The sequence below is a fragment of the Lysinibacillus sp. NPDC097195 genome (assembly GCF_044762075.1).
GTDB lineage: Bacteria > Bacillota > Bacilli > Bacillales_A > Planococcaceae > Lysinibacillus.
Genome location: NZ_JBIWDP010000001.1, coordinates 2,131,373 through 2,156,691, shown reverse-complemented (window position 1 = coordinate 2,156,691; position 25,319 = coordinate 2,131,373). Strand labels below are relative to the sequence as shown.

Genomic DNA, 25,319 nt, shown 5'->3' with positions numbered 1-25,319 from the left:
GATGCGTCATGGGAAAAATTCAAATTATGGACGCGTGGCTATCCAATAGAATTGCAGCGGGGGAAGTAGTAGAACGACCGGCATCTGTTGTCAAAGAATTAGTTGAGAATGCCATCGATGCTGGCAGTACGTCTATAGATGTCTTTTTACTTGAGGCAGGGCTCACTTCAATCCAAGTGATTGATAACGGTAGTGGCATGGATGAGGAAGACGCATTAATTTCCTTTTCCCGCCATGCAACAAGTAAAATTCATCAAGAACATGATTTATTTCGAATTCGGACGTTAGGATTTCGTGGTGAGGCATTAGCCTCCATCGCATCCGTTTCCAAAATGACAATGATTACATCCACTGGCGAATCAGGGACACATGTCGAGCTAGAAGGTGGTCATGTGACAATGCAAAAACCTGGGCCATTGCGTAAAGGCACGGATATCACAGTGGCACAGTTATTTTTCAATACACCTGCTCGTTTAAAATATATGAAAACAATTCAAACCGAGCTTGGTCATACAATCGATCTAATGAATCGTTTAGCGCTCGGTAATCCACAAATTGCCTTCCGATTGTTACATAACGGTCAGCAGTTATTACAGACGAATGGACGAGGCGATGTGCAACAAGTGCTTGCTGCAATATATGGCATGCATAATGCGAAAAAAATGGTGGCATTTCAAGGGGAATCACATGACTACAAAGTATCTGGCTTTGTGTCTTTACCAGAAGTGACACGTGCTTCTAAAAATTATATGTCTTTATTTGTTAATGGACGTTGGGTCAAACATTATTTGGTGCAAAAGGCTATTATCGACGCCTATCATACGTATTTACCGATTGAACGCTTTCCAATTGTAGCGCTCTTTATCGAAGGTGATCCGTATTTAACTGATGTAAATGTGCATCCTGCCAAACACCAAATTCGTTTAAGTAAAGAACCAGAGTTACTAAAATTAATTGAAGAAACGATTCGAGGCAAAATTCGTGATGTTGTACGTGTACCGCTGATGGAGAAGAAGGAAAAAATCCCAAAATCCGCAACGGAACAGCTAAATATATGGAAGCCTGCACCGAAGCTTGATGTAGAAAAAATGAACGCCATTGTTGAAAAGTTATATGATACGCAAACTGTTCAGGAATCATCTAGCATTTTACCGACTGAGCAACCAGCATATACAGCTACTTATACAGAAGACAGCTGGCAACCTTCTCAACCAACTCAACCAAAGGCTACAAATCATATAGAAGATCAGTTACCACTAGAGCAGCCGGAGATCCTTCAGGAGGAGTCGCCATTAAATCAGCCTACCCTAGAAGATGAGGAGACAAAAAAAGAGCCATTTCCAGCACTTGAAGTTGTAGGGCAAATACATGGGACCTATATAGTCGCGCAAATGGAGGATGGCTTTTATTTAATCGACCAACATGCAGCACAGGAGCGCATTAAATACGAATTTTTCCGTGAAAAAGTTGGTCAAGTTAATCCGAATGAACGGCAGGCATTGTTGCTTCCGTTGACCTTCCATTATGCAGCAGACGAGGCACTCATACTGCGAGAAAATAGACAGCAGCTTGAGGCGGTTGGCGTATATTTAGAAGATTTCGGACAGTCATCTTTTGTTATTCGAGAGCATCCTAGCTGGTTTCCAAATGGTGAGGAGCAGGACATTATCGAGGATTTAATCGAGCAAGTATTGACGACCAAAACAGCCGATGTTAAAAAAATGCGTGAGGCGGCGGCCATTATGATGAGCTGTAAAAAGTCTATTAAGGCCAATCATTATTTAACGAAAGAACAAATGGTTGCGTTGTTAGATGATTTACGCGAAGCAGACAATCCATTTACCTGTCCACATGGACGTCCAGTATTAATTCATTTTACAACCTATGAAGTGGAAAAAATGTTTAAACGGGTAATGTGATAATGAATGAGTACCACGGTCACAACGAAATATAAGAAGCCTACAGCAAAATCGATTGTGGTGCGAAAACCTAAGGGGGAGAATGAATGGGTCAATTTATTTTAGCAATCGATCAAGGGACGACAAGTTCAAGAGCGATTTTATTCGATCAGCAAGGTGAAATTGTCCATGTTGCGCAAAAGGAATTTCAACAATATTTTCCGCAAGCCGGCTGGGTTGAGCATAACGCCAATGAGATTTGGGGCTCTGTGCTCGCGGTTATTGCAGCCGTGTTAACAGAAAGTAGTTTTGAAGCAAGCGAAGTCCATGCAATCGGCATTACCAATCAGCGGGAAACGACAGTCGTGTGGGATAAGCATACGGGTCAGCCCATTTACAATGCGATAGTTTGGCAATCAAGGCAAACACAGGATATTGTGTCGGCATTGAAGGAACAAGGACATGAAAAATTAGTGCAACAAAAAACAGGATTGCGTCTAGATTCCTATTTCTCAGCATCAAAAATTAAATGGATTTTAGACAATGTCGAAGGCGCACGTCATAAGGCGGAAAATGGTGATTTGCTATTCGGTACAATTGATTCTTGGATTGTTTGGCGATTATCAAAAGGACAGGCGCATATTACCGATTATTCAAATGCAGCGCGGACATTACTTTATAATATACATGAGCTAAAATGGGACGCAGAACTTTGCGATCTATTTCAAATTCCGATGTCAATGTTACCAGAAGTAAGAAATTCCTCAGAGATATATACGACTACATCTCCAAGTATATTTTTCGGTGAAGAAATTCCGATTGCCGGTATTGCTGGTGATCAACAAGCAGCACTTTTCGGGCAAACATGCTTTACGAAAGGCATGGCGAAAAATACGTACGGCACTGGTTGTTTCATGTTGTTAAATACGGGAGAGCAAGCAGTAAATAGTGAAAATGGCTTGCTAACTACTATTGCCTGGGGCATTAACGGCACAGTAACATATGCGCTAGAGGGCAGTGTTTTTGTAGCAGGTTCAGCCATACAGTGGTTACGTGATGGACTTCGCATGATACGTACGGCACAAGAATCTGAAAGGTATGCGTCAAAGGTAGCCGATACAGATGGTGTTTATGTTGTACCTGCATTTGTAGGTTTAGGAACACCGTACTGGGATACCGACGCACGTGGAGCAATTTTTGGTTTAACACGAGGCACTTCGAAAGAACATTTTATCCGCGCAACACTTGAGTCGTTAGCTTATCAGACGAAGGATGTACTGGATGCGATGGAAGAAGCGGCTGGCACACCAATTGAAGTATTGCGGGTAGACGGTGGAGCAGTAAGTAATGCTCTATTAATGCAGTTCCAAAGTGATATGTTGCAGCTACAGGTCGAGCTTGCAAAGTTAAATGAATCGACCGCACTCGGGGCAGCCTATTTAGCGGGACTAGCAACAAACTTTTGGCCAAACCAAGAGGCCTTAACGGCACTAAGGGTAAATGGCCAAAGCTATCAACCGAAAATGACGATAGAGCAAAGTGCAAATCTATATGCAGGCTGGCAGCGAGCTGTTGCGGCAACACGTTTATTCAAATCATAGCTAATGGGGGAGAAAGTATGTTTTCATTTGAGCATCGTCCAAAAATTATAGATTATTTAGAGCAATATAGCTTTGATGTATTAGTAATTGGAGGTGGTATTACGGGTGCTGGCGTGGCACTTGACGCGGCTTCAAGGGGACTATCGGTCGCGCTCATTGACATGCAAGACTTTGCGGCTGGCACATCTAGTCGTTCAACAAAACTTATTCATGGTGGTCTTCGTTATTTAAAGCAATTTGATGTAGGGGTAGTGGCAGAAGTGGGACGTGAACGAGAAATTGTTTATGACAATGCCGTCCATGTAACGACACCAGAAAAGATGCTGTTGCCATTATATAAGAATGGTTCGCTAGGTCCATTTACGACTTCAGTTGCATTAAAAATTTATGACCGTTTAGCAGGTGTGAAAAAGCAGGAACGTCGCACCATGCTGAGTGCACAAGAAACAGCCGCGCTAGAGCCACTTTTAAAGCGCGATGATCTTGTTGGTGGCGGCTATTATGTGGAGTACCGTACAGATGATGCACGACTAACTATTGAAGTGCTAAAAAAAGCGGTTGAATATGGCGCACTTTGCTTAAACTATGCTGAGATGACAGGGTTTTTATATAACAAGAAAAAGCTCATTGGGGCAAAAGTAAAAGACCATGTAACAGGAAAAATAGTCGAAGTACATGCAGCACAAATTGTCAATGCTACGGGTCCATGGGTAGATGAAGTCCGTCAAAAAGATAAAAATACGGATAAAAAACAATTACGATTAACAAAAGGTGTCCATATCGTACTCGATCAAAAGCATTTTCCATTGCAACAGGCAGTCTATTTCGATATTCCCGATGGTCGAATGGCCTTTGCCATACCGCGTGATGGCAAAACGTATGTAGGGACAACGGATACAGTTTATGAAGGAAGCCCTGTTCACCCTACAGCGACACAGCAAGATGTCGATTATTTAATTGAAGCGGCCAAAAACGTCTTTCCTACAGCAGACATTACGCGAGAAACGATAGAGTCTTCTTGGGCAGGTGTACGTCCACTAATTTTTGAAAAAGGCAAAGATCCATCTGAGATTTCCCGAAAGGATGAAATTTGGACAGCACCAAGCGGTTTAATGACGATTGCGGGTGGTAAGCTAACAGGCTACCGTCAAATGGCGGAAACCATTGTCGATAAAATTGTCAAAATCCATAAATTTAAACATGCAGGTCCGTGTATGACGCGCGAACTATCGCTTTCGGGTGCAAAGGGTATCAATGCCATTAACTTCCCAGATTATACTGCCTATAAAGCAAGAGAAGGTGTTCAATATGGCTTGAATTATGATGAAGCAAAGCATCTAGTCCAAAAATATGGTACAAATGTAGATGCATTATTTAATCAAGTTAAGTATTTGCACGAACATGGCAGTACGATGCCACTTGTCTTACATGCAATGTTACTGTACGGAATAGAGGCTGAAATGGTCTATACACCTTGTGATTTCTTTATTCGTCGAACGGGCTTATTATACTTTGATATTGATGCAGTGCAACAATATAAGCAACAAGTTATTCAAGTCATGCAACAGCGTTTCAACTATTCAGAGTCCCAACGAAATACTTATATAGCCCAATTAGAACAGGCGATTATCGATGCAACAAGTTTTGCCAATGTGGAGGTGTAGTTTATGGAGCGTTATGTAAAAATGTCAGATGGGCATTTTGTCTTTACGCGCACTTTGACTCCCACTATTCCATGTATAGGTCATATTCATATTTTACATGGTATGGCAGAGCATAGCGGACGTTATCTTAATTTTGCTCGCATACTTTGTGCTGCGGGCTACGCTGTGACGATGCATGATCATCGTGGCCATGGCGAAACGGCTGCTTATAACGGCACATTAGGTTTTTTTGCTGAAACAAAAGGCTTTCATCGTGTTGTGGAAGATGTCCGTGAAGTAATTATGACAATGCATGCCCCATTTGCAGATGTGCCTTTAATCGTATTCGGTCATAGTATGGGATCTTTTATTGCAAGACGATATATTCAACTCTACGGGCATAATGTCGATAACGTTATTCTTTGTGGAACTGGGAGTGTCTCGGCCTTGCATATGGTAGGGCATTATGTTGCACAAGTGTTGGCGATACAAAGGGGTAAAGAAACAGAGAGCGCGTTATTAAATAAATTGAGCTTTGGAAGTTTTAATAAACAGTTTTCCAATCCGAAAACAACGTATGATTGGTTATGTTCTGTAGAGCATGAAGTACAAAAATATATAGAGGACCCCTATTGTGGCTTTATTCCAACCAATCAATTTTTCGTTGATTTAACGGCAGGTTTTAAGGAACTAAATCGAAAAAAAGAAATAGAAAAAATAAAGAAAAACTTACCGATCCTTTTGATAAGTGGTAGCAAGGATCCTGTTGGTGATGCAGGTCAGGGTGTGTACAAGGTGGCTGAACAGTTTGTGGCAGCAGGTATACAGGATGTCACAGTTTATTTATTTGAAGATAAGCGACATGAAATTTTAAATGAGGACAATCAACAGGCGGTTCATCAAGTTTTATTACGGTGGTTAGAAAAATATGATAGAAAATAAAATACAGCAAGCAGAAGTTGTAGCAATTGTAGGTCCTACAGCTTCAGGTAAAACAGCACTGAGCATTGAGTTAGCCAAAAAATATAATGGTGAAATCATTAATGGCGATTCCATGCAAATTTATAAAGGTTTAGATATTGGCACAGCAAAAATTACTGAGGAAGAAATGCAAGGAGTGCCACATCATTTATTAAGCTTCAAGGAGCCAACGGAGTCTTTTTCTGTAGCAGACTATCAAAAAATGGTGCGTGCCAAAATTAGTGAAATACAGGCACGTGGAAAGCTACCCATTATAGTTGGGGGCTCTGGTCTATATGTACAAGCAGTGCTCTACGATTATCAATTTACAGAGGAACAAGTAGATGAGGTAGCACGTAAGGCTTATTATGAGGAACTAGAAAAGCTAGGTCCAGAAGCGATGCATGCAAAGCTTACTGCGCTTGACCCGCAAACGGCCCAAACGATTCACCCTAACAATACGAGACGTGTGATTCGAGCGTTAGAAATGATTGAATTAAGTGGTGTTTCTAAGGCTTCAGAGGCGCACAATCGTGGAGAAATTCCATTATATCGCCACTTGATTATAGGGCTAGGTGAAAATATGACTCGACAAGAGCTATATGACCGTATTAATCGACGTGTGGACTTGATGATGGACAATGGGCTGTTAGAAGAAGTAAAAGGATTGTGGCAACAAAATATTCGAGGTGTGCAGTCGATACAAGCGATTGGCTATAAAGAATTATATGATTATTTAGATGGTCGTTGCTCATTGGAAGAGGCAATTGAAAATTTAAAACAAAATTCTCGTCGCTACGCAAAAAGACAGCTTACTTATTTCCGCAACAAAATGGATATACATTTTATTAGAAAAGACTAAAAACTTTAATATTTTCTAAAAATTACTAATTGATAAATTGGGATATCATGCTACTATAGGAATGAAGAGGTAGAAAGAGAGTAGAGGAGGCGCATTCTATGAAATCAATTAATTTGCAAGATACGTTTTTGAACCATCTACGTAAAAACAGTGTTTTTGTAACTGTGTTTCTGTTAAACGGGTTCCAGTTAAAAGGAACTGTGAAATCTTATGACAACTTTACAGTATTATTAGTAGATGCTGAAAGTAAACAGCATCTCATTTACAAACACGCAATTTCTACATTCGTTCCAGCTAAGCAAGTTGAATTTTTAGAGACAGAAGTATAGAAAATATACTTAGCAATAAGTGCGACATATTGACAAAAGGCAGAAAGAAGTTCAATCTCATGCCTTTTGTATTTTTTTATTCTTTTTTAGTATATCGCAAAGTTTTTGTGGCGAGTGAAAAGGACTTCGTGGCGCATCGCAAAGCTGCTAGCAGCCCTTCCTAAGTCATAGCGGTGTTACATCACTAGCTGTTTTTTTTCGTACACGCTATAATGTAATAGGAAATTGATATATTGGAGGATTACACAAATGAAATCGATGGATACAACACAATTATTAGAACGCTTAGATGCTAACGAAGACCTATACATTATTGATGTACGCGAAGATGATGAAGTAGCACAAGGCGTAATCCCGGGTGCCCAACATATTGCACTTGGTACAATACCTGAACGTTTAAACGAATTAGATAGTGCAAAACCATACATTATTGTATGTAAAGCTGGTGCACGTTCAGCAAATGCTTGTGCCTATTTAGAAGCACAAGGCTATGATGTAACAAACCTTGAAGGTGGCATGTTAGCCTACGATGGGGAATTAGAATTTAAATAATATAGCGTTACAGAGGTATTGAACGAGTCAGTCGTTTACTACCTCTTTTTTATTGACACTAAAAATACTTTGTCGTAAATTGAAAGTAATTACATACAAGCATTAGGTGCCCGCTTTGGGAGAATAGGGAATAAAGTGAAAATCTTTAGCGGTCCCGCCACTGTAAAATGGAGTTTTATAGAAAAATACCACTAGCATTGTCTGGGAAGGTTCTATAAAATGTTGAGATTGAGCCAGGAGACCTGCCTAATTGCTTCGGATGATATAGACGATGGAAAAGTCTGTAGTTTATTTGTGATGAAATAAACTACAGGCTTTTCTTTTTTTTCATTCTGTATGTAAAAGATATTAAAAGGAGAGATAACGATGGAACTACTACAGCAAACGTTGCAAAGTATTCAATACGCTGACAAACAAATGATGGAAAAATCTAAAAACTATATTGATTCCCTTAGCAAGCCACCAAATAGCTTGGGGAAACTGGAGTCACTTGCCATACAACTAGCTGGAATCACCGGACAACTAAATCCTAAACTAGATCATAAAACAATTATCGTCTGTGCGGCAGATCACGGTGTTTGTGCTGAAGGCGTCACGTCAAACCCGCAAGATGTAACGTTGCTCCAAACGTTGAATTTTCCTAAAGGGGTGACAGGCGTTTGTGCGATTGCTAACATAACAAATGCAAAAGTAGTAACGGTAGACGTTGGCGTCAAAGAAGATGTTCCGCTTGATGCGGGTGTGCTCATTAAGAAAATTAAATACGGTACAGATAATATGGCATTAGGTCCAGCGATGACTAGAGCAGAAGCCATTCAATCGCTTGAAGTAGGCATTGAAGTTGCGACAGCGGAAATTGCACAAGGGGCAAATGTACTTGCTACTGGTGAAATGGGGATTGGTAATACAACACCGAGTGCCGCGATATTATCTGTGCTTCATGGCTGTCATCCGCATGAAGTAACTGGGTTCGGTGCTGGGCTAGGGTCAGGAGGAATCGAACATAAAGTAGCTGTTATTCAAAAGTCTATTGAATTAAACAAACCGAATCGTCATGATGCAATTGATATTCTTGCCAAAGTAGGTGGGTTAGAAATCGGTGCAATGGCTGGCGTTATACTTGCTGCTGCTGCCAATCGTAAACCAGTTGTGATTGATGGTTTTATTTCTACGGTAGCAGCGCTTATTGCCCATGAATTGGAACCGAAAGTGCAAGACTATATAATTCCTTCTCATGCCTCTGAAGAACCAGGTGCAAAAATTGCTGCCAAACTGTTAGGCGTCGAGCCGATGCTACATATGAATATGCGATTGGGAGAAGGCTCTGGTGCAGCTTTAGCCTTTCCAATTTTAGATGCAGCTTGTTCGATGGTAAGCAAGATGGCAACATTAGCAGAGACGATGGCGCTAATAGCTAAGGAATAATTGATTTAGAAAAAGCAAAAAGTGTTAGATTGAATTGAATTCAATTTAACACTTTTTTTATGTCAGGGGACCTCCTTCGCTTCTTTAATGAAGTAGCCCCCTCTATTAAGCTCGATGCAACTTACGCAATGGCAAGCGCCATTTCTTCATATAAGATAGTACGCGTAGTATCGTAATGACACCGAATAATACATATAAGAAAATATCTCCCTGTAATAATTCTAATCCGATTAGAAGACCAGCAAGTGCTGCCCAGACACCGTAGATTTCATCGCGTAGCACGAGTGGCTTACGTCCGGCTAGTAAATCTCGCACAATCCCCCCGCCTGATCCAGTTAAAACTGCCGCAACAATCACCGCACTAATCGGCATGTTGAGTTTGACAGCATACAATGCACCTTGAATCGCAAAAGCCGATAAACCGATGGCATCAGTTAAATTGCCCCAACGATGCCAATGCTGTATCAAATGATGCGGAAAGATAAAAAATATCGTAATGGCCGCAATCGCGATTTGAAACATCATATCTTGCCCCCACAATGTTGTAACGGGTAGCCCGATTAGTAAATTACGAATGGCACCGCCACCGAATGCCGTTACAATGCCAAGTATATATACACCGAATAAATCGTATTCTTCTTCCATTGCTATTATTGCTCCGGAAATAGCGAAGGCAATTGTCCCGATAATGCTAAAAACTTCCCAAGCCATCACTTTCCCTCCTTAAACGAGAATATATTGTAGTAAGTCCGCCCCTTAGCTTAGCGCATTTAACAGTTAGACACAATAGCAATTTTTGCAGGCTTGCAAACAAATTGATAAGATAGGAAAGAACAATTTGAAACGGAGACGAAAATAATGACTTTTACAACCCATTTAACAGCAGAAACGCTAACATTAGCGGAAAAAATAGAAGAAAAGGTGCGCCCTTATCACACAAAGGTGGAAAATATGGCGTTCATCAATCAGCAAAAGGTACTTGCTGCATTCCGAACACATCAAGTAAGCGATTATCACTTACATCCATCCAATGGTTATGGCTATGATGATGAAGGGCGGGACAATCTTGAGCGGGTATATGCACAAGTTTTTGGAGCAGAGGCAGCAATTGTGCGACCGCAAATTATTTCCGGCACTCACGCGATTACGCTTAGTTTATTCGGTGTGTTACGACCAGGTGATGAATTGCTCTATATTTCAGGTCAACCATATGATACGTTACAGTCGATTGTCGATGGTGGAGACAAAGATACAGGCTCTCTCAAAGATTATAAAATTGGCTATCGCCATGTAGATTTACTGGATAACAAAGAAATTGATTGGGATGCAGTTACTGCGGCCATTACGCCAAACACGAAGATGATAGCCATTCAACGCTCTAAAGGCTATGCCACTCGTCCATCCTTTACGATTGCGCAAATTGCAGCAATGTGTGCAAAGGTACGAGAACTGGCACCGAATGCCGTTATTTTTGTAGATAACTGCTATGGTGAATTTGTAGAGGCGCAGGAACCTACAGAAGTAGGCGCAGATTTAATAGCGGGTTCATTGATTAAAAATCCTGGCGGAGGCTTAGCAAAAATAGGAGGCTATATTGCAGGACGAGCGGATCTAGTAGAAAAATGTGCGTATCGTATGACATCACCAGGAATTGGTGCAGAAGCAGGTGCTACATTAAATACGCTTGGTGATTTCTATCAAGGCTTTTTCCTAGCACCTCATGTTGTGAGTCAAGCATTAAAAGGTGCGATTTTCACTGCGGCTATGTTGGAGGAAGTAGGCATGACGACATTCCCAAGTTATCACGCAGAGCGTACAGACCTAATTCAATCGGTATCGTTTAATACTGCTGAGCAAATGATTGCTTTCTGTCGTGAAATTCAGGCAAACTCTCCGATTAATGCGCATTATGCGCCAGAGCCTGCTTATATGCCTGGCTATGAAGATGATGTTATTATGGCGGCAGGTACATTTATTCAAGGCTCAAGTATCGAACTGACAGCTGATGGCCCAATTCGACCACCGTTCACCGCATTTATTCAAGGTGGTCTAACATATGAGCACGTGAAATTCGCTATATGTAGCGCGGTACAAAGCATCCGAAAATAGTTATTGCAAAGCCCTATCACAGTTTTGTGATGGGGCTTTGCTCGTAATGTCAGTATTAGCAGGTTGTCAATGTAGGGAGCTGTTCCTGAACTTCATACAATTTATTATTAAGAAAAAAGCCGTAAAAAGTATAGTTTTTAACAATTTTTCATCAATTCAAAAAAAAATTAAAAATCCATGTTAGGAAACCTTACATCTTTATTGACAGTGAAAATTTTTCGTTATATGATAAGCGGGTATTAGGGGGGAATTAAATGAGTCGTGAAATTAGACGAACGATGCCGTTATTATCTATGAGTATCGTGATGCAATTAACCGAGCTTTCGGCACGCCAAATTCGTTATTATGAAGAACACCATTTAATAGAGCCACACCGAACAGAAGGTAATCGACGTATGTTTTCATTAAATGATGTTGATACACTTCTTGAAATAAAAGATTATTTAGAGCAGGGCATGAATATGGCGAAAATTAAAAAGTTATTTGCTAAAAAATTAGATCCTGTTGCAACCGAAGAACCTGATTTAAGCGACACAGAATTACGTCGTATTATGCGCGAAGAAATGCGTCAAGCTCAGCGCATGCAAAAATCATCCATTCGACGTGGTGATTTATCTCGATTCTATTAAAGGTTTTTTTGTTAATAGAATAGGGTAATGATATATGTTAGACAATTTATAGGAGTGTGGAAAACTGTGGGTAAATACACAAAAGAGGACATCAAGCGTTTAATAGAGGAAAAAAATGTAAGTTTCATACGTTTACAATTTACGGATATTCTAGGTACAATTAAAAACGTTGAAATTCCTGTTAGTCAACTAGATAAAGCACTAGAAAACAAAATGATGTTCGATGGCTCATCAATTGAAGGCTTCGTGCGTATCGAAGAATCAGATATGTATTTATATCCTGATTTAGATTCTTTCGTAGTGTTCCCTTGGACTTCAGAAAAAGGGAAAGTAGCACGTTTCATCTGTGACGTATACACTGCGAAAGGTGAACCATTCGCTGGTGACCCACGTAATAACTTAAAACGTATCCTTAAAAAAATGGAAGATATGGGCTTCACAAGCTTCAACTTAGGGCCTGAGCCAGAATTTTTCTTATTTAAATTAGATGCAAAAGGTGAACCTACTTTAGAAGTAAACGACCACGGTGGTTATTTCGACTTAGCACCTACTGACTTAGGTGAAAACTGTCGTCGTGATATCGTTTTAGAGCTTGAAGAAATGGGCTTTGAAATTGAAGCTTCTCACCATGAAGTAGCACCAGGTCAACATGAAATCGACTTTAAATATGCAGATGCTATTACAGCATGTGACAACATCCAAACATTCAAATTAGTTGTTAAAACAATTGCCCGTAAACACGGTTTACATGCGACATTTATGCCAAAACCATTATTCGGTGAAGCAGGATCTGGTATGCACTTCAACGTATCTTTATTTAAAGGTAAAGAAAATGCATTCTACGATGAATCGACTGAACTAGGTCTTTCTGAAACTGCAATGCAATTTATGGCAGGTGTCCTTGAACACGTACAAGGATTCACAGCTGTAACAAACCCAACAGTAAACTCTTATAAACGATTAGTTCCTGGTTATGAAGCACCATGTTACGTAGCATGGTCTGCACAAAACCGTTCACCACTTATCCGTATCCCATCTGCGCGTGGTCTATCAACTCGTGTAGAAGTACGTTCAGTGGATCCATCAGCAAACCCATATTTAGCGATGGCTGTTATTTTAGAAGCGGGTCTAGAAGGTATTCGCAAACAATTAACACCACCAGCGGCAATTAACCGTAATATCTACGTAATGACTGAAGAAGAGCGTAAAGCAAACGGTATCGCAAATTTACCTCCAGCGCTTGACGATGCGTTAACATTACTTGCGCAAGATAAAGTAGCTCAAGCTGCTTTAGGTGAGCACATTTATGCAAACTTCAAAGAAGCAAAAGAAATCGAGTTCGACATGTATCGTACAACAGTACACCAATGGGAACGCGACCAATATTTAAAAATGTATTAATCAAAAGCGTTGGGGCTCTAGGGCTCCAACGCTTTTATGTTCGTATTATTTTTCAGCGCTAACTTTCCTCATTAATCGTTTCAACTTATCTTCTGTATCTGTATCTTCAATAGGTGTGTAAATACTGCATCGTAAATCCATATCGCCTTGCACTTGTAGAGAAGTTAAATTAAACAACATCTTGCCTGCTTTGGCATGTCTAAATTCAATAGTCATTTCTGGTGCTTTACTCACCTGACTTTCTTGCCATAAATCTCGGAACGCTGGATAGGACTGACTCATTTCTTCAATAAAATCGTTATACCATTCATCCCCTAAATAGTGGCCATAATAAGTACGAAAAATAGCAAGAAAGCCTTTTGCGAAATGTTCCCAATTGACGGCCAATGCTTTGAATTCCTTTCTTGTGAACACTAAACGAATCAAGTTTCTTTCACTAATCGGTACTTGTTCAAAGTCTAAAAAAACATGAGCTGCTGCACTGTTCCATCCGACAATATGACAATGTCGATCAGTAATGATTGTTGGACAATACGTCAATTCAGCTAAAATTCGTTTTAAAGCAGGGCTTAACTCGGATAGTTCCTTTTTTAAAGGGGTGATTTCTGATTTTACTTCCAGGGCAAGATTATATAAATAGTCCGTTTCATCAATACTTAATTGCAATGCAGAAGCGATACAATCAAGGACGCTTGCAGATACTTTAATATCCCTTCCTTGTTCTAGCCATGTATACCAAGTAGTACTGACACCCGCTAATTGAGCAACTTCTTCTCTACGTAAGCCTGGTGTTCTTCTGCGCGTACCGGCAGGCAAACCAATAGACTCGGGCTTTATTTGGGCCCGTTTCGATTTTAAAAATGTCGACAAAGCTTCAAGCCTATTTTTATCATTCATGTTATAAACCTCTCAGTATCATTTTTTACCTATTAGATATTATACCAGGATAAACAGTGTCTTGTAATAGGATATATACGATGTAAAATACAACTATCATATCAATTGGGGGGAATGAACAATGGAGAGAGTTGTTATTACAGGGATGGGAGTCGTTTCTCCTTTAGGAAACGACATTCAAACATTTTGGCATAATTTAATGAATGGACAATCTGGTATTACAACGATTGATACATTTGATGTTACAAATCAAAAAACTAAAATTGCTGGCATGATTAAAGACTTCAATGCTGAGGCATTGTTAGGGAAAAAAGAAGCAAAAACATTAGACCGTTTTGCACAATTTGCTTTAGTTGCGGCCGAACAAGCGTGGCAAGATGCCAATTTGAACAGCGAGTTGATTGATCATGAAAGATTAGGCGTCTATGTAGGTTCGGGCATAGGCGGAATTGAAACTTTTATTGAAAATATAGATGCGCTTAGACAGAAAGGGCCACGAAGAGTTAGTCCAACACTAGTACCTGCTATGATTTCAAATGCGGCTGCAGCTCAAATTAGCATCAAGTGGAAAGCAATGGGCCCATCGATGTCTCCTGTTTCTGCTTGTGCAATTGGCAATACGGCTATCGGAGAAGCTTTTCGATTAATTCGTTACGGAGAAGTTGATGTGATGTTTGCAGGGGGAACAGAGGCTGCGATAACAGACTTATCAATAGCAAGTTTTGGCAATGCGACAGCATTATCAACGAGAAACGATGAACCTACGATGGCTAGCCATCCATTTGATGATGGTAGAGATGGCTTTGTTATGTCAGAAGGCGCGGGCATATTAATTTTAGAATCGTTATCGCATGCTTTACAACGAGGAGCAAAAATTTATGCAGAAGTGATTGGCTATGGTGCAAGTTCAGATGCACATCATATCGTAGCTACCCATCCAGAAGGCAAAGGTGCCTACCTTGCCATGAGAGCAGCTTTAAAAAATGCCAATATCTCATCTGAAGAAATCGATGTCATAAGTGCCCATGCCACAAGTACAAAAGTGGGGGATATCTCTGAAACGATGGCTATTAAGCAGTTGTTTGGAACACAAGCTTATCAAATTCCCGTAACAGCGAATAAATCGATGCTTGGTCATATGTTAGGAGCAGCTGGAGGCGTAGAAGCAATAGCTTTAGCGATGAGCTTAAAGGAAGGAATTATCCCTCCGACAATTAACTTAGAACATCCCGATCCTTTATGTGATTTAGATTATGTACCGACCGTTGCTCGCCATGCAAATATAAAAATGGGGTTATCAAATTCATTTGGCTTTGGCGGTCATAACGCAGCAATTGTTTTAAAAAAATATCAGTAAATAGTTAAAACAATCACTTCTATAATTTGAATAGCGCCTTTACTCCGGTCATAACCTACGTCGGGAGTAATAAAGAAAGAGTTAGATTGCTTACAATCAATCTAACTCTTTTTTGCTATGTAAAAGTGTAATGGCGAACATCAAGTTGTGAGTGGAGATTTTGGAGGACAAACAAATGATTCCCCGATTTAATCTAGGATTAAATCGATGCAACACACGGTTTCATCTAATATTAGTAAAAAATAGCAAGGCTTTGATATTTATTTTCTATTTTGCAAAATTTGTATTTTATAAACGGGCTGTGCAAGGTCGTTAGTCTTAGCATTTCCTTATTTTGAAGATGTATCATTGCTCATTTCACACTTTAGACAAAATATAAAAATTACTGTTCTTTGCCTTTATCTATTCATTGCAAAGTAATTCATATTTTTGTAGAATTACAATCACGGTTTAATTAAACTACTTAAATTAAACTATTCCATTTAGAATATAAATAGAAAATGGGTTTGTAGAAGGGAAGTACTAATTAAATGAAGTTTAAAGAGTTTTTAAAAACGAAAGGTGCCAAGGGCTCTATTTTTATGGGGATCTTATACGCGGTATGTATGCTAGGTATCTTTTTACCAGGATACACTGCCATACCGGGCAATATTGATCAATTACCGATAGCCATTATTAATGATGATAAAGGGGAATATGGAGCACAAATAGCTGATAGTTTAACTGAACAGCTGCCATTCGAGGATATTCAAACAGATATCACAAATAAAGAGGCTATAAAAGATTTAGAAAAAAATGACTTAGCTTTAGTCGTTCATATTCCAGAGACGTTTTCAGCTGATTTACAAAAAGGTGATGTATCATCAAGTATTGATTTCTCAATCAATGAAGCAAGTGCAACAGCAGTATCTTCATCAATGCAACAAATTGTAATGCAAATTAATGCGCAATTAAGTGCACAATTTTCACAACAAACAGCCCAAGGAATTTTAATGAACTTACATGTGCCAAAAGAGCAAGCAGCTGAATTAGCGGCGCAAATTGAAAATAGTTATGTAGGAAATACTGTAACAATCAACGATGTACCAGATGGTATGCATAACAATATGCTACCAATGTTCTTAACGATGGCCATTTATGTTGGGGCTATGATTGGTGCGATGCAATTAGTAGGCGCATTTAAAGCCAATCGCGGGAAAGCAACAAAAACACGTTTATTTATCTATATGCAATTAACATCGATTATTATCGGTATGGTAGCTGGTATAGTATCAACAGTTATGTCATTTGCCATCAATGATTTATCAGGAGTAGATGTCTTCTTCCAAATTTGGGGCCAACAAACTCTAAATTATTGGGCAAGCTTTAACTTCACTGCTATTTTCGTATTATTAGTTGGTGAAGCGGGTATGATTTTAAACATTCCTATTTTATTAATCCAAACAATCGCTAATGGGGCAACAATCTCTCGCGATATGATGTATTTACCGTATAAATGGATGAGCCATATTTCACCAATGTATTATTCTGTACAAGCATACTTTAACAATATATTTGGTAGTGTGAGTGCGGCACCGTTCGTTTTAGGTTTAACAACAGTTGGCTTTGTAGCAATGGTCATTAATGTATTAATTGTTTGGGTGCTTCATAAACCACTACCAGTAGCTGTGGAGAAGTAATTTTTAAGAAATGATAAAAGCTTAAAAATCTGATGAAGTAAATCGTTAGTTTTGATAAAATAGAACTAATATTTGCCTAAGGAGCTGAAACAATGGCAATTCAAATTTTCATTCTTAGCAAGCTTATGGAAGGAGATAATTATCCTTATAATTTAAAAAAGCGGATTGCTGAATTGCAGTCACTTGATTCCATAAATGGTTTAACAGAAAGTAAGTTATATTATCATTTTGAATCATTGGCGAAGCAAGGACTAATCGAGACAAAAGAAGTTATTAAGGAAGAGAATCGACCAGATAGGCATGTATTTTCTATTACTGAAAAAGGCCGTGAAGCCTTGCCAAAAAAGATTTATAAATCGCTTGAAAATGCCAATACAATCGGTGATATGGTTATTGGTCTAGCCAATATGGAATACGTTGATCGTGACAGAATAATTCATATTTTAGAAAAAAAACTACACGGGATGCATGCGAAATGGGACTTTCTGTTTACTAAGGACAGAAAACATTTAGTAAAGCCTGGTGGAGAAGTGCTAGCCGATTTCGTCAGCGATTATGCGAATTTTAGAATACAAGGCTCCATTCAGTATCTTGAAAGATTAATCGAGCATGTGCGAAAAGAAGAAATTTAAGAAAAAGACTACTTGTATTAATTACAAAAATCTTTATAATTAACGGGTTGGTTAACATATCAAACATTATATTGTATAAAGTACTGATAACAAAGCCCGATAATTTTAAAAAAAGATTGATTAAAGATCCTGTATTGATATACAGGATCTTTTCTTATTCTACAATCGGGCCATTTAATTGAATAACACTTCTAAATTAAAAATATGATTTGATGTTAATCTTGATGTGAGTTTGCGAAACAATGTACTTAAACAAACGGGACAGTTTAATTGAAGAAGGAATTTCTATATTTTCACTTGAATATATCTATAAAAAGACTATAGATGGAGGATTATTTATGGCTTTAGTTTCAATCTATACTGTTGGTAGGCTAAATCATCCCTATTACCACCCAATCTCTCGTGAATTTTATCAAGTTGGAAATGAAGTATTTTCTCAGGCAACTAAATCAGGACTTATAGAGGCATTTTCAACTGAGGGAGTCTCTTTCCCTGAAGAAACTGTAAAGGGAAATGGTTCTCCTATTCTTACGCTTACAGTATGGAGAAGTCTTCAATCCTTATATCGCTTTACCTATTCAGGACAGCATATACAAGCATTACGAGATAAAAGCAAATGGATAGAGCAATATCCAGAGAAGCATCTATCTTATGTAGTTTGGTGGACAGAAAAGGTGGAGGATGTCTCATGGGAGGAGGCATTTAAGAGATACAACTACTATATTCAGCATGGGCCAAGTCATTTTGCATTTGATTTTAAGCATACATTTGATGAAAAAGGGGAGAGATTCTTAATTAAGTAGTTGGGATTCTTTATGGATGGAATGTGTAGTATTGTACTCAAACTAACGGGGTGCTTTAGATCAATAACGATCTTCCACAATAGGGCGCGATTCTGTAATAAGGATCAGCGCTCCTTTTCATTAAAGGTCCATATTATGGAAAAAATCGTTTATATTATCTTATCGATCAAACTAAGCTTTGGAAAGTTATTACCTCCATTAACTAAGTAATCAGAGAATAGACAGTGAAATTTCGAGAACACTAAAATGAGGTGTTTTCTTATGAAAAAAATTCTTATTCTAATGATTGCAATATCTCTTTCTGCCGTTTTATCGAAGGCGATAGCTATGACAAATGACTATGAAGAAATTGCTAAATCTGATAAAGTGGGCGTTACCATTTATGCAAAAAAGCTAAATGGATTATATACGGATTTTAAAATTAAATTTCAAGGTAGTATTTTTTCAAAACCTTATTGGATAAACACAACAAGTCCTACTTGGTCACCTGAAATTATCTATGAGGATATCAGCCAAGATGGAAAGAAAGAGCTTGTTATAATTTTGACTAAAGGTATTGGTACTGGTGTTTTAGAACGTGAAGTTCATATTTTTCATTTTCAAACACAACAGCGAAAATCAGATAAAACACAGAGTCTGATACCAGTTGAAGTACCTGTTGATGAACCATTAGCGATACTTTTAAAAAACGTAAAGACCGAGTTAATATCAAACAAAGCAAGTGTTAGTATTGGTGACAAGAAATATACAATTGATATTAAACCTTTGGGTATCCAACCTGAACATTTATTTGATGAGATATACTTTGGTAATCTTATCAACTTTGAAATAAAAAACAATCAACTTATTGCAAAGCTCGGAGGACAAATCTCTTCAGTAGGAGGATATATCGGAGATATTCAAATCACCTATAAATTCAAAGACAAAATGTATCAAGTAAAATCAATTGAATTTATTCCTTATGAATAAAGAAAGTCCTTCAACAATCGAGCGCGATTCTGTAATAAGGGTCAGCGCTCGTTTGCATTAAAGGGCCATATTATTGAATAACGTTTTTTTAAGATATGTAACCAAACGACGCTTTGGGGAGGTTTTTTATTCGATTAACGAAGCAACGTGTTAAAGAAGAATGAATATTAATGAATATTTAATATAACAGCCTTATCAAGTTACTTGATAAGGCAAAAGTTCACTTTTTTTTAGATTTTTCGTGTTCATTTCTTTGTTTTTGCTGTAACCAATAATCTGGTGGTTCATACTCAATTAAAGAATAATCAAGTTCAGCTCCATTCGTTGCTAATTGAACTAATAAATACTTCTCTATATTACTTGGGTTTATATCACTTGTTTTAATGCTAATAACATCAACTCCATTTCGTTTAGGTGTTCCAACAACAACAACTTGATTACCTTTTGTATAAACATCTGTGATATTTGTTTGAAATACAACTATATACAGGTCAAGGTCCGTTTCATTTATTTCAGTAGGAAAAGCTATACCCACATTCTGCTGAAAATTTAATTCAGCAGAAATTCCAATGGCGTAAAAAGGAAATATGCGGTGTTGAGCATAATGGATTCTAGAGGGAACGTAACTCCATCTCCCACCCCAATATGTGCTATGCCATTGTTCTTCGTATATTGGTCTAATATAGTCTGGCTCCCTTACTATTACATTGAATGGAATTTTTGTTCCTTCTTTTATTGCTACTGGAATGGGAAGGTCATCAGTAGGAAAATGCTGCTCTGCCCCTTTTTCAAAGGGAAAGGGTGAATCAAGAATAGTGGTGGGTTTAGGTGGTTCGAGGCTATCTAAACGTTGTTCTAATTCCTGATTTTGTTTGTTTTCACTTTTATCACTATTCGGTTGTGAAAAGGGTAACTCCAACGAGTTTGCATTTATGGACTTACTGTAAACAAACAAGTTTAAAATAATTGAAAAACAAATAATATAACTAATCTTAGTTTTTAACATCTTAGTCACCTCACCATATTATCTGTTTTTATGAGAATGTTATGCGTAAGATAAGTCGTTCCAATTAACGGGTGCATAGTGCAATAAGGATTTATAGCGTATACAAAATAAATCTAAATAACGTTCCCAAATGAAAGTTTGGAAAGAAACCGAAATCCAAGAAATGCTGTTAAACCAACATTTCTTGGAATTTCCTTTGAATATTGTCTATCCAGATTTTTATGCAAATAATAAACAGGGCTACGATAATACTTTTCAAGATTATGAAGATAGTGATATCTGATAAAAACCCGTATATTTAATTGATATAACGATCTTCAACAAACGGGCGCTTTCCTGGAAAAAGGGGGAAGGCCCCTTTTCTAATTTTAACTGGTTAAAAAGACTTCGGAAATTATCAATATCTTAGCTTATTGAATAATCACTGTATGAAAAAGCCTCTCTCTGAACATAATAGAATATAGAATACTAGATTTAACCTTAGTAGGAGAGTGAAAGATAAATGTTATTATCCGAAGCGTGGAAAAAATACCAACAAGATAAAAAAATCGAGGGATATTCAACACTTACATTAAAAACATATTGTTTTCAATACAATCTTTTATTGCGATTTTTTGGTGATATTGATATGAACGGATTTAATACAGAAAAATTAAAAGAGTACTTAATACAGTCAGGAGAACACTTAAAGCCATCCAGTTTAGGGCATAGGATTCGTTGTGTTAAATCACTATTTAGATGGTCACATGAAGAGGGATATATTCTAAAAAATCCTGCTGCTAAATTGAAAGAGCCGAAATTAGGTAAAAGAATTCCTAAGTTTCTCTCGGAATTAGAGATCGAACATCTAAGGGAAGCTTGTCAATCAACGATGGAAAATGCACTATTTGAGTTTATGTATTCAACCGGCTGCCGTATTGGGGAGGTAGTAAAATTAGATCGTGATGATATTGATTTTCGAACAAATTCTGTCATTGTACAAGGGAAAGGTGATAAAGAAAGAGAAGTATACTTTAATACTCGTTGCTCCATTTGGTTAAAAAGGTATTTAGATGAACGGGAGGATGAAGATCCTTGTTTGTTTATTACGGACAGAAAGCCTAAAAGGCGTATGAGCATTGATAATTTAAGATATATTATTAAGCGCGTATCAAATCGGGCTGGAATAAAAAAGAGTATACACCCGCATCAATTACGACACAGCTTTGCAACGCATATGATTAATAACGGTGCGCCAATAGATGTTATCCAAAGTTTACTTGGGCATGAAAAGAGTGAGACTACAAAGATATATGCTCAGTTAAGCGGAAAAATAAGACAAGACTATTACAGTAAATACTTTTGAAATTAAATCCTCAGTAATTCAAGACACCCATGTAAAAGTGGTTGTCTTTTCTGTTATAGGGACATTTAATTGAATAAAACTTAAGCTAACGAAGCAGAATAGTTCAACAAATGTATGGATTAATTTGGTAAAATAAATCTAGAGAGGAGGAATTGTAATGAGAAAGTTTGTTTCTGTTTTAATAATAGTTGTTGTAGTCGTCATAGTAACGAATATAAGCATTAACAAATATGATAGCTCCTCTAATGATAATACACGTAATAATAATGATGAGTCAGGAGGGGACCGCATTGCATCTGTACTAGAAAATGCATGGGATGAATTTGGGTTATTTAGTTTTGGGGTAGGTGATACAGACCAGACAATTTCGATTGTAATGGATGACACGAAAAGTGACGTACAACTGAAAAAGTATTTAGAGGAAAATGTAAATAAAACAGATTTGAACGAATACAACATCGAAATTACTAAAAGAAGTTTACAAGATGAGGATACAGTGTTTTTTATGCATAAGGTTTCAAATATTGTTTGGGATTATATACAAGAGAAAAATTATAAGGACGTGGATTTTTACAGCCCTTCAATTGAACCTGAACCAATACTAAGATTAACTATTCCTGAGTACAGTGAATTATCCAGTGAAAGTTTGAAAATGGAGTTAGAAGATTTATTAGTTTCCAAGAAATCTGAGCTACCAAAAAAAGATATTTCTTATGAAATACAGGTTATAAAGAGTACTGATAAAATTTCCATTGAATCAGATGCCGTAATCAGTGATGTTGTTGAAGATTTTCAAGGAACAAAAAATCGTGTAATTATTTCTAGTACAGATATTTTTAAAGGAAATGGTATCTATAAAATGTCTTGGGCGCAATCATCAGATTCGAAGGATTATAAATTTCATGTTACAAACAATACAGGGACAAATGTAACAGTTCAAATTCAACAGAGTGGTCACACGCAAACTTATAATTTAGTGGCTAATGGTTCTACTACATGGGTCCAATCAGCTGCTTCTTCTGGTGACCATACAATAGTGGTAACAACATCTGATGGAAGAATTTTTAAAGGGGATGTTTTTGTCAGTGTATCTGATGTTTCTTTTTAATTATTTAACCCAACATACCTATAGACTGAACTATACATAGAGGAATATTATACTGATGTAGCTTTGTAAAAGAGATTGATTATTTATAATAAAGTTTGATTTAAAACCATCTCTCCTCTATAGATTTCTTAGAGATGAGATGGTTTTTTTGAAGGAAAGTGCCTTTTTCATTAAAGGGCCATACTCGTGAAATAACATTCTTTTGGGGAAATTTTTCTTCAGTAAGTAGAATAGGATGGTTATAATGGTATAAAACGGTAGAAATGAGTGTGTATTTTGAAAATTTATGAAACACAAAGGTTAATATTAAGACAGATTGATGAAAGTTGGGCTGAGGAAGTTCTTCAATACTACAATAGGAATCGATTTTTTTTATCTGAATGGGAACCTCAACGTCCAGAGGAATTTTATACTCTTGATTTTCAGAAGAAATTTCTTCAAGAAGATTTCAAGTCTAATGAAAATGGAACAATATTTAGGTTATGGATTACTAATAAAAATGATGAACAAAAAATTATAGGATGTATAACGTTTAACTCGATTGTACGTGGTGTTCTTCAATCTTGTATTTTAGGTTACAAATTAGACAAAGAGGAAATCAATAAAGGTTTAATAACAGAAGGAATAAAAAAAGCCATTATAGTGGTTTTTGATGAGTTAAAAATACATAGAATAGAGGCACCTATTATGCCGATTAATATGGCTTCTAGAAAGGTTGTAAGCAAATTAGGATTTGAAAATGAAGGTCTTTCTAAGAAATATATTAAAGTAAATGGGAAATGGGAAGACCATACAAGGTGGGCATTAATTAATAGAAACGAGTAATAAAGATTAATTCAGTATCAAAAATAAATTTAATAAACATTCTAAAATGAAAGTTTTTTAAAAATGCACGAACTTTGTTAAATCAACGTTTGTGCATTTTTGGTGTGTATAGAGACAAATTAGAAAGCTGTATACCAGCATTTTTTATCGTTCCTATACTTTAATTACAGGGCCTTTAATTGAAAAACAATATTCCACAATCGGGCGCATTTCTAGAGTAAAAATTGCGCTCTTTCTTTATGTAGGTCGAGTGTTACTACAACTAATTATTCTTCAATCCATAAAGATTTTTAAATTCGTTGGAACTTGTGAAAAAATAAAATGTGTTACAGTTTGAGCGATTGAATTTACTTCATCGATGAATTTTTCAGCTTTAGCAAACGTTTCAAACTGCATTTTTAGCATATAACACGCACTTCCTGCTATTCGATAACAAAATTCAATGTTTGGCAGTTTCTCAATATAATTTTTAAAAGAATTATAGTCCCCATTTTTAATTGTTGCTTCAATTATGCATTGGATTGGTAAACCTAATTTCTCATAATCAACTTCTAAAGTATATTTTTTTATAATTCCAAATGACTCCATTTGTCTAACACGTTCCGTTACTGATGGAGAAGACAGATTCACCCTTCTTCCAAGCTCGCTCATTGACAAACGGCTGTTATTATGTAGTTCATCTAAAATTTTTTTATCAATATTATCTATTTTCATTTTTAAAGATTCCCTCCAAAAAAACATAAATTTTAAAAGTAATTATTTGAAAACAGTTGTGAATTTAATGTAATTTAGTTATTTTATTTTTTATAATTAGTTCATAGTCAAATATAACAAGGAGGAAGTTTTATGGCAAGAATATTGGAATCTAATTTAGGAGAAACACCTTTTCAACGACTATTGGGGCATAATAAAAAAGTAATGGAAGAATGGAATCAGCTAGGAGATACGCTAGAAAAAGATGGACTATTAACATCTCAATTAAAGGAACAAGTGAGAAGAACATTAGCCCAAAGTAACGGATGTGAGTATTGTAAAGCCAAAGGAAGACCTGAACCTGAAAAGTTTAATGAAAAAACGTCTATTGCAGTAGGATTTGCAGAAGTCTTTTTAAAACAAAAGGGTGACATAGCTGATTCATTTTTTGATATTTTGAAAGAGTGCTTCACCCAAGAGGAAATAAGTGAATTATGCGCATTTATTTCTTTTACGACTGCTTCACAAAATTTTGGAGCAATGATGAAATTGAAACCTGAAAAATAAACAATTTTCTTATTCAACAATCGGGCGCA

Annotated in this window: 24 protein-coding genes and 1 riboswitch; of the genes, 20 read left to right on the top strand and 4 right to left on the bottom strand. The window is 37.2% G+C overall.

What is annotated here, in order from left to right; translation table 11 throughout:
• Window positions 1–8: 8 nt before the first annotated feature.
• From mutL to cobT, 8 genes are all read left to right on the top strand, one after another.
• Window positions 9–1,919 (top strand): DNA mismatch repair endonuclease MutL, encoded by a 1,911-nt coding sequence (gene mutL, locus ACIQXI_RS11245; RefSeq protein WP_402924622.1) that lies wholly within the window; start codon window positions 9–11, stop codon window positions 1,917–1,919.
• Between the two features lie 86 nt (window positions 1,920–2,005).
• Entirely contained in the window at window positions 2,006–3,499 is a 1,494-nt protein-coding gene (gene glpK / locus ACIQXI_RS11240) for a glycerol kinase GlpK (RefSeq protein ID WP_402924619.1), read from the top strand.
• 17 nt (window positions 3,500–3,516) lie between these two features.
• A complete protein-coding gene (locus ACIQXI_RS11235) occupies window positions 3,517–5,163 on the top strand; it encodes a glycerol-3-phosphate dehydrogenase/oxidase (protein WP_402924617.1) in 1,647 nt (548 codons plus the stop codon).
• A 3-nt stretch (window positions 5,164–5,166) separates the two neighbouring features.
• Window positions 5,167–6,084, top strand: a complete 918-nt coding sequence (locus ACIQXI_RS11230) for an alpha/beta fold hydrolase (protein WP_402924614.1) — start codon at window positions 5,167–5,169, stop codon at window positions 6,082–6,084.
• Entirely contained in the window at window positions 6,071–6,964 is an 894-nt protein-coding gene (gene miaA, locus ACIQXI_RS11225; protein WP_402924611.1) for a tRNA (adenosine(37)-N6)-dimethylallyltransferase MiaA, read from the top strand. Before ACIQXI_RS11230 ends, miaA begins: the two co-directional genes overlap by 14 nt.
• Before the next feature lie 98 nt (window positions 6,965–7,062).
• Entirely contained in the window at window positions 7,063–7,293 is a 231-nt protein-coding gene (gene hfq, locus ACIQXI_RS11220) for an RNA chaperone Hfq (RefSeq protein ID WP_402924608.1), read from the top strand.
• Window positions 7,294–7,542: 249 nt separating this feature from the next.
• Window positions 7,543–7,845, top strand: a complete 303-nt coding sequence (locus tag ACIQXI_RS11215) for a rhodanese-like domain-containing protein (RefSeq protein ID WP_402924605.1) — start codon at window positions 7,543–7,545, stop codon at window positions 7,843–7,845.
• Between the two features lie 87 nt (window positions 7,846–7,932).
• Window positions 7,933–8,109, top strand: a riboswitch (cobalamin riboswitch).
• 102 nt (window positions 8,110–8,211) lie between these two features.
• A complete protein-coding gene (gene cobT / locus ACIQXI_RS11210; RefSeq protein ID WP_402924603.1) occupies window positions 8,212–9,270 on the top strand; it encodes a nicotinate-nucleotide--dimethylbenzimidazole phosphoribosyltransferase in 1,059 nt (352 codons plus the stop codon).
• A 105-nt stretch (window positions 9,271–9,375) separates the two neighbouring features.
• Here the strand turns inward: cobT and ACIQXI_RS11205 are convergent, their stop codons facing one another.
• Window positions 9,376–9,981, bottom strand: a complete 606-nt coding sequence (locus tag ACIQXI_RS11205) for a trimeric intracellular cation channel family protein (protein ID WP_402924601.1) — start codon at window positions 9,979–9,981, stop codon at window positions 9,376–9,378.
• Window positions 9,982–10,128: 147 nt separating this feature from the next.
• Between ACIQXI_RS11205 and ACIQXI_RS11200 the strand changes: the two genes are divergently transcribed.
• The 3 genes from ACIQXI_RS11200 (at window position 10,129) to glnA (ending at window position 13,409) form a co-directional block, all read left to right on the top strand.
• A complete protein-coding gene (locus tag ACIQXI_RS11200; RefSeq protein ID WP_402924598.1) occupies window positions 10,129–11,379 on the top strand; it encodes a methionine gamma-lyase family protein in 1,251 nt (416 codons plus the stop codon).
• Window positions 11,380–11,633: 254 nt separating this feature from the next.
• On the top strand, window positions 11,634–12,008 hold the full coding sequence (locus ACIQXI_RS11195) for a MerR family transcriptional regulator (RefSeq protein ID WP_402924596.1): 375 nt from the start codon (window positions 11,634–11,636) through the stop codon (window positions 12,006–12,008).
• Between the two features lie 66 nt (window positions 12,009–12,074).
• On the top strand, window positions 12,075–13,409 hold the full coding sequence (glnA, locus tag ACIQXI_RS11190) for a type I glutamate--ammonia ligase (protein WP_402924593.1): 1,335 nt from the start codon (window positions 12,075–12,077) through the stop codon (window positions 13,407–13,409).
• A 45-nt stretch (window positions 13,410–13,454) separates the two neighbouring features.
• Here the strand turns inward: glnA and ACIQXI_RS11185 are convergent, their stop codons facing one another.
• Window positions 13,455–14,306, bottom strand: a complete 852-nt coding sequence (locus ACIQXI_RS11185) for a helix-turn-helix transcriptional regulator (protein ID WP_402924590.1) — start codon at window positions 14,304–14,306, stop codon at window positions 13,455–13,457.
• Between the two features lie 121 nt (window positions 14,307–14,427).
• Between ACIQXI_RS11185 and fabF the strand changes: the two genes are divergently transcribed.
• The 5 genes from fabF (at window position 14,428) to ACIQXI_RS11160 (ending at window position 19,746) form a co-directional block, all read left to right on the top strand.
• Window positions 14,428–15,663, top strand: a complete 1,236-nt coding sequence (gene fabF, locus ACIQXI_RS11180) for a beta-ketoacyl-ACP synthase II (RefSeq protein WP_402924587.1) — start codon at window positions 14,428–14,430, stop codon at window positions 15,661–15,663.
• Window positions 15,664–16,193: 530 nt separating this feature from the next.
• Complete coding sequence (locus ACIQXI_RS11175; protein WP_402924585.1) at window positions 16,194–17,342, top strand: YhgE/Pip domain-containing protein; 1,149 nt, start codon at window positions 16,194–16,196, stop codon at window positions 17,340–17,342.
• A gap of 92 nt (window positions 17,343–17,434) precedes the next feature.
• Complete coding sequence (locus ACIQXI_RS11170) at window positions 17,435–17,974, top strand: PadR family transcriptional regulator (protein WP_402924582.1); 540 nt, start codon at window positions 17,435–17,437, stop codon at window positions 17,972–17,974.
• 338 nt (window positions 17,975–18,312) lie between these two features.
• Entirely contained in the window at window positions 18,313–18,777 is a 465-nt protein-coding gene (locus ACIQXI_RS11165; protein ID WP_402924581.1) for a DUF3291 domain-containing protein, read from the top strand.
• 261 nt (window positions 18,778–19,038) lie between these two features.
• Window positions 19,039–19,746 carry a hypothetical protein gene (locus tag ACIQXI_RS11160; RefSeq protein ID WP_402924579.1) on the top strand — a complete coding sequence of 236 codons (708 nt, stop codon included), beginning with the start codon at window positions 19,039–19,041 and terminating at the stop codon, window positions 19,744–19,746.
• A 220-nt stretch (window positions 19,747–19,966) separates the two neighbouring features.
• On the opposite strand, the gene ACIQXI_RS11155 is transcribed toward ACIQXI_RS11160, so the two are convergent.
• Window positions 19,967–20,752, bottom strand: a complete 786-nt coding sequence (locus tag ACIQXI_RS11155) for a hypothetical protein (RefSeq protein WP_402924577.1) — start codon at window positions 20,750–20,752, stop codon at window positions 19,967–19,969.
• Window positions 20,753–21,254: 502 nt separating this feature from the next.
• Between ACIQXI_RS11155 and xerA the strand changes: the two genes are divergently transcribed.
• From xerA to ACIQXI_RS11140, 3 genes are all read left to right on the top strand, one after another.
• Complete coding sequence (xerA, locus tag ACIQXI_RS11150; RefSeq protein ID WP_402924575.1) at window positions 21,255–22,097, top strand: site-specific tyrosine recombinase/integron integrase; 843 nt, start codon at window positions 21,255–21,257, stop codon at window positions 22,095–22,097.
• Between the two features lie 157 nt (window positions 22,098–22,254).
• Complete coding sequence (locus ACIQXI_RS11145; protein ID WP_402924574.1) at window positions 22,255–23,205, top strand: YolC/YozM family protein; 951 nt, start codon at window positions 22,255–22,257, stop codon at window positions 23,203–23,205.
• A 273-nt stretch (window positions 23,206–23,478) separates the two neighbouring features.
• Window positions 23,479–24,030, top strand: a complete 552-nt coding sequence (locus ACIQXI_RS11140) for a GNAT family N-acetyltransferase (RefSeq protein WP_402925747.1) — start codon at window positions 23,479–23,481, stop codon at window positions 24,028–24,030.
• A gap of 273 nt (window positions 24,031–24,303) precedes the next feature.
• Here ACIQXI_RS11140 and ACIQXI_RS11135 read toward each other — a convergent pair whose 3' ends face one another.
• Window positions 24,304–24,744 carry an Lrp/AsnC family transcriptional regulator gene (locus ACIQXI_RS11135; protein WP_402924571.1) on the bottom strand — a complete coding sequence of 147 codons (441 nt, stop codon included), beginning with the start codon at window positions 24,742–24,744 and terminating at the stop codon, window positions 24,304–24,306.
• A gap of 132 nt (window positions 24,745–24,876) precedes the next feature.
• On the opposite strand from ACIQXI_RS11135, the gene ACIQXI_RS11130 reads away from it, so the two are divergent.
• Window positions 24,877–25,290, top strand: a complete 414-nt coding sequence (locus ACIQXI_RS11130; protein ID WP_402924570.1) for a carboxymuconolactone decarboxylase family protein — start codon at window positions 24,877–24,879, stop codon at window positions 25,288–25,290.
• Window positions 25,291–25,319: the final 29 nt, after the last annotated feature.

Coding starts and splice junctions, on each gene's coding strand:
- mutL (WP_402924622.1), top strand. CDS start 9: ATGGGAAAAATTCAAATTATGGACGCGTGGCTATCCAATAGAATTGCA.
- glpK (WP_402924619.1), top strand. CDS start 2,006: ATGGGTCAATTTATTTTAGCAATCGATCAAGGGACGACAAGTTCAAGA.
- ACIQXI_RS11235 (WP_402924617.1), top strand. CDS start 3,517: ATGTTTTCATTTGAGCATCGTCCAAAAATTATAGATTATTTAGAGCAA.
- ACIQXI_RS11230 (WP_402924614.1), top strand. CDS start 5,167: ATGGAGCGTTATGTAAAAATGTCAGATGGGCATTTTGTCTTTACGCGC.
- miaA (WP_402924611.1), top strand. CDS start 6,071: ATGATAGAAAATAAAATACAGCAAGCAGAAGTTGTAGCAATTGTAGGT.
- hfq (WP_402924608.1), top strand. CDS start 7,063: ATGAAATCAATTAATTTGCAAGATACGTTTTTGAACCATCTACGTAAA.
- ACIQXI_RS11215 (WP_402924605.1), top strand. CDS start 7,543: ATGAAATCGATGGATACAACACAATTATTAGAACGCTTAGATGCTAAC.
- cobT (WP_402924603.1), top strand. CDS start 8,212: ATGGAACTACTACAGCAAACGTTGCAAAGTATTCAATACGCTGACAAA.
- ACIQXI_RS11205 (WP_402924601.1), bottom strand. CDS start 9,981: ATGGCTTGGGAAGTTTTTAGCATTATCGGGACAATTGCCTTCGCTATT.
- ACIQXI_RS11200 (WP_402924598.1), top strand. CDS start 10,129: ATGACTTTTACAACCCATTTAACAGCAGAAACGCTAACATTAGCGGAA.
- ACIQXI_RS11195 (WP_402924596.1), top strand. CDS start 11,634: ATGAGTCGTGAAATTAGACGAACGATGCCGTTATTATCTATGAGTATC.
- ACIQXI_RS11185 (WP_402924590.1), bottom strand. CDS start 14,306: ATGAATGATAAAAATAGGCTTGAAGCTTTGTCGACATTTTTAAAATCG.
- fabF (WP_402924587.1), top strand. CDS start 14,428: ATGGAGAGAGTTGTTATTACAGGGATGGGAGTCGTTTCTCCTTTAGGA.
- ACIQXI_RS11175 (WP_402924585.1), top strand. CDS start 16,194: ATGAAGTTTAAAGAGTTTTTAAAAACGAAAGGTGCCAAGGGCTCTATT.
- ACIQXI_RS11170 (WP_402924582.1), top strand. CDS start 17,435: ATGGCAATTCAAATTTTCATTCTTAGCAAGCTTATGGAAGGAGATAAT.
- ACIQXI_RS11165 (WP_402924581.1), top strand. CDS start 18,313: ATGGCTTTAGTTTCAATCTATACTGTTGGTAGGCTAAATCATCCCTAT.
- ACIQXI_RS11160 (WP_402924579.1), top strand. CDS start 19,039: ATGAAAAAAATTCTTATTCTAATGATTGCAATATCTCTTTCTGCCGTT.
- ACIQXI_RS11155 (WP_402924577.1), bottom strand. CDS start 20,752: ATGTTAAAAACTAAGATTAGTTATATTATTTGTTTTTCAATTATTTTA.
- xerA (WP_402924575.1), top strand. CDS start 21,255: ATGTTATTATCCGAAGCGTGGAAAAAATACCAACAAGATAAAAAAATC.
- ACIQXI_RS11145 (WP_402924574.1), top strand. CDS start 22,255: ATGAGAAAGTTTGTTTCTGTTTTAATAATAGTTGTTGTAGTCGTCATA.
- ACIQXI_RS11135 (WP_402924571.1), bottom strand. CDS start 24,744: ATGAAAATAGATAATATTGATAAAAAAATTTTAGATGAACTACATAAT.
- ACIQXI_RS11130 (WP_402924570.1), top strand. CDS start 24,877: ATGGCAAGAATATTGGAATCTAATTTAGGAGAAACACCTTTTCAACGA.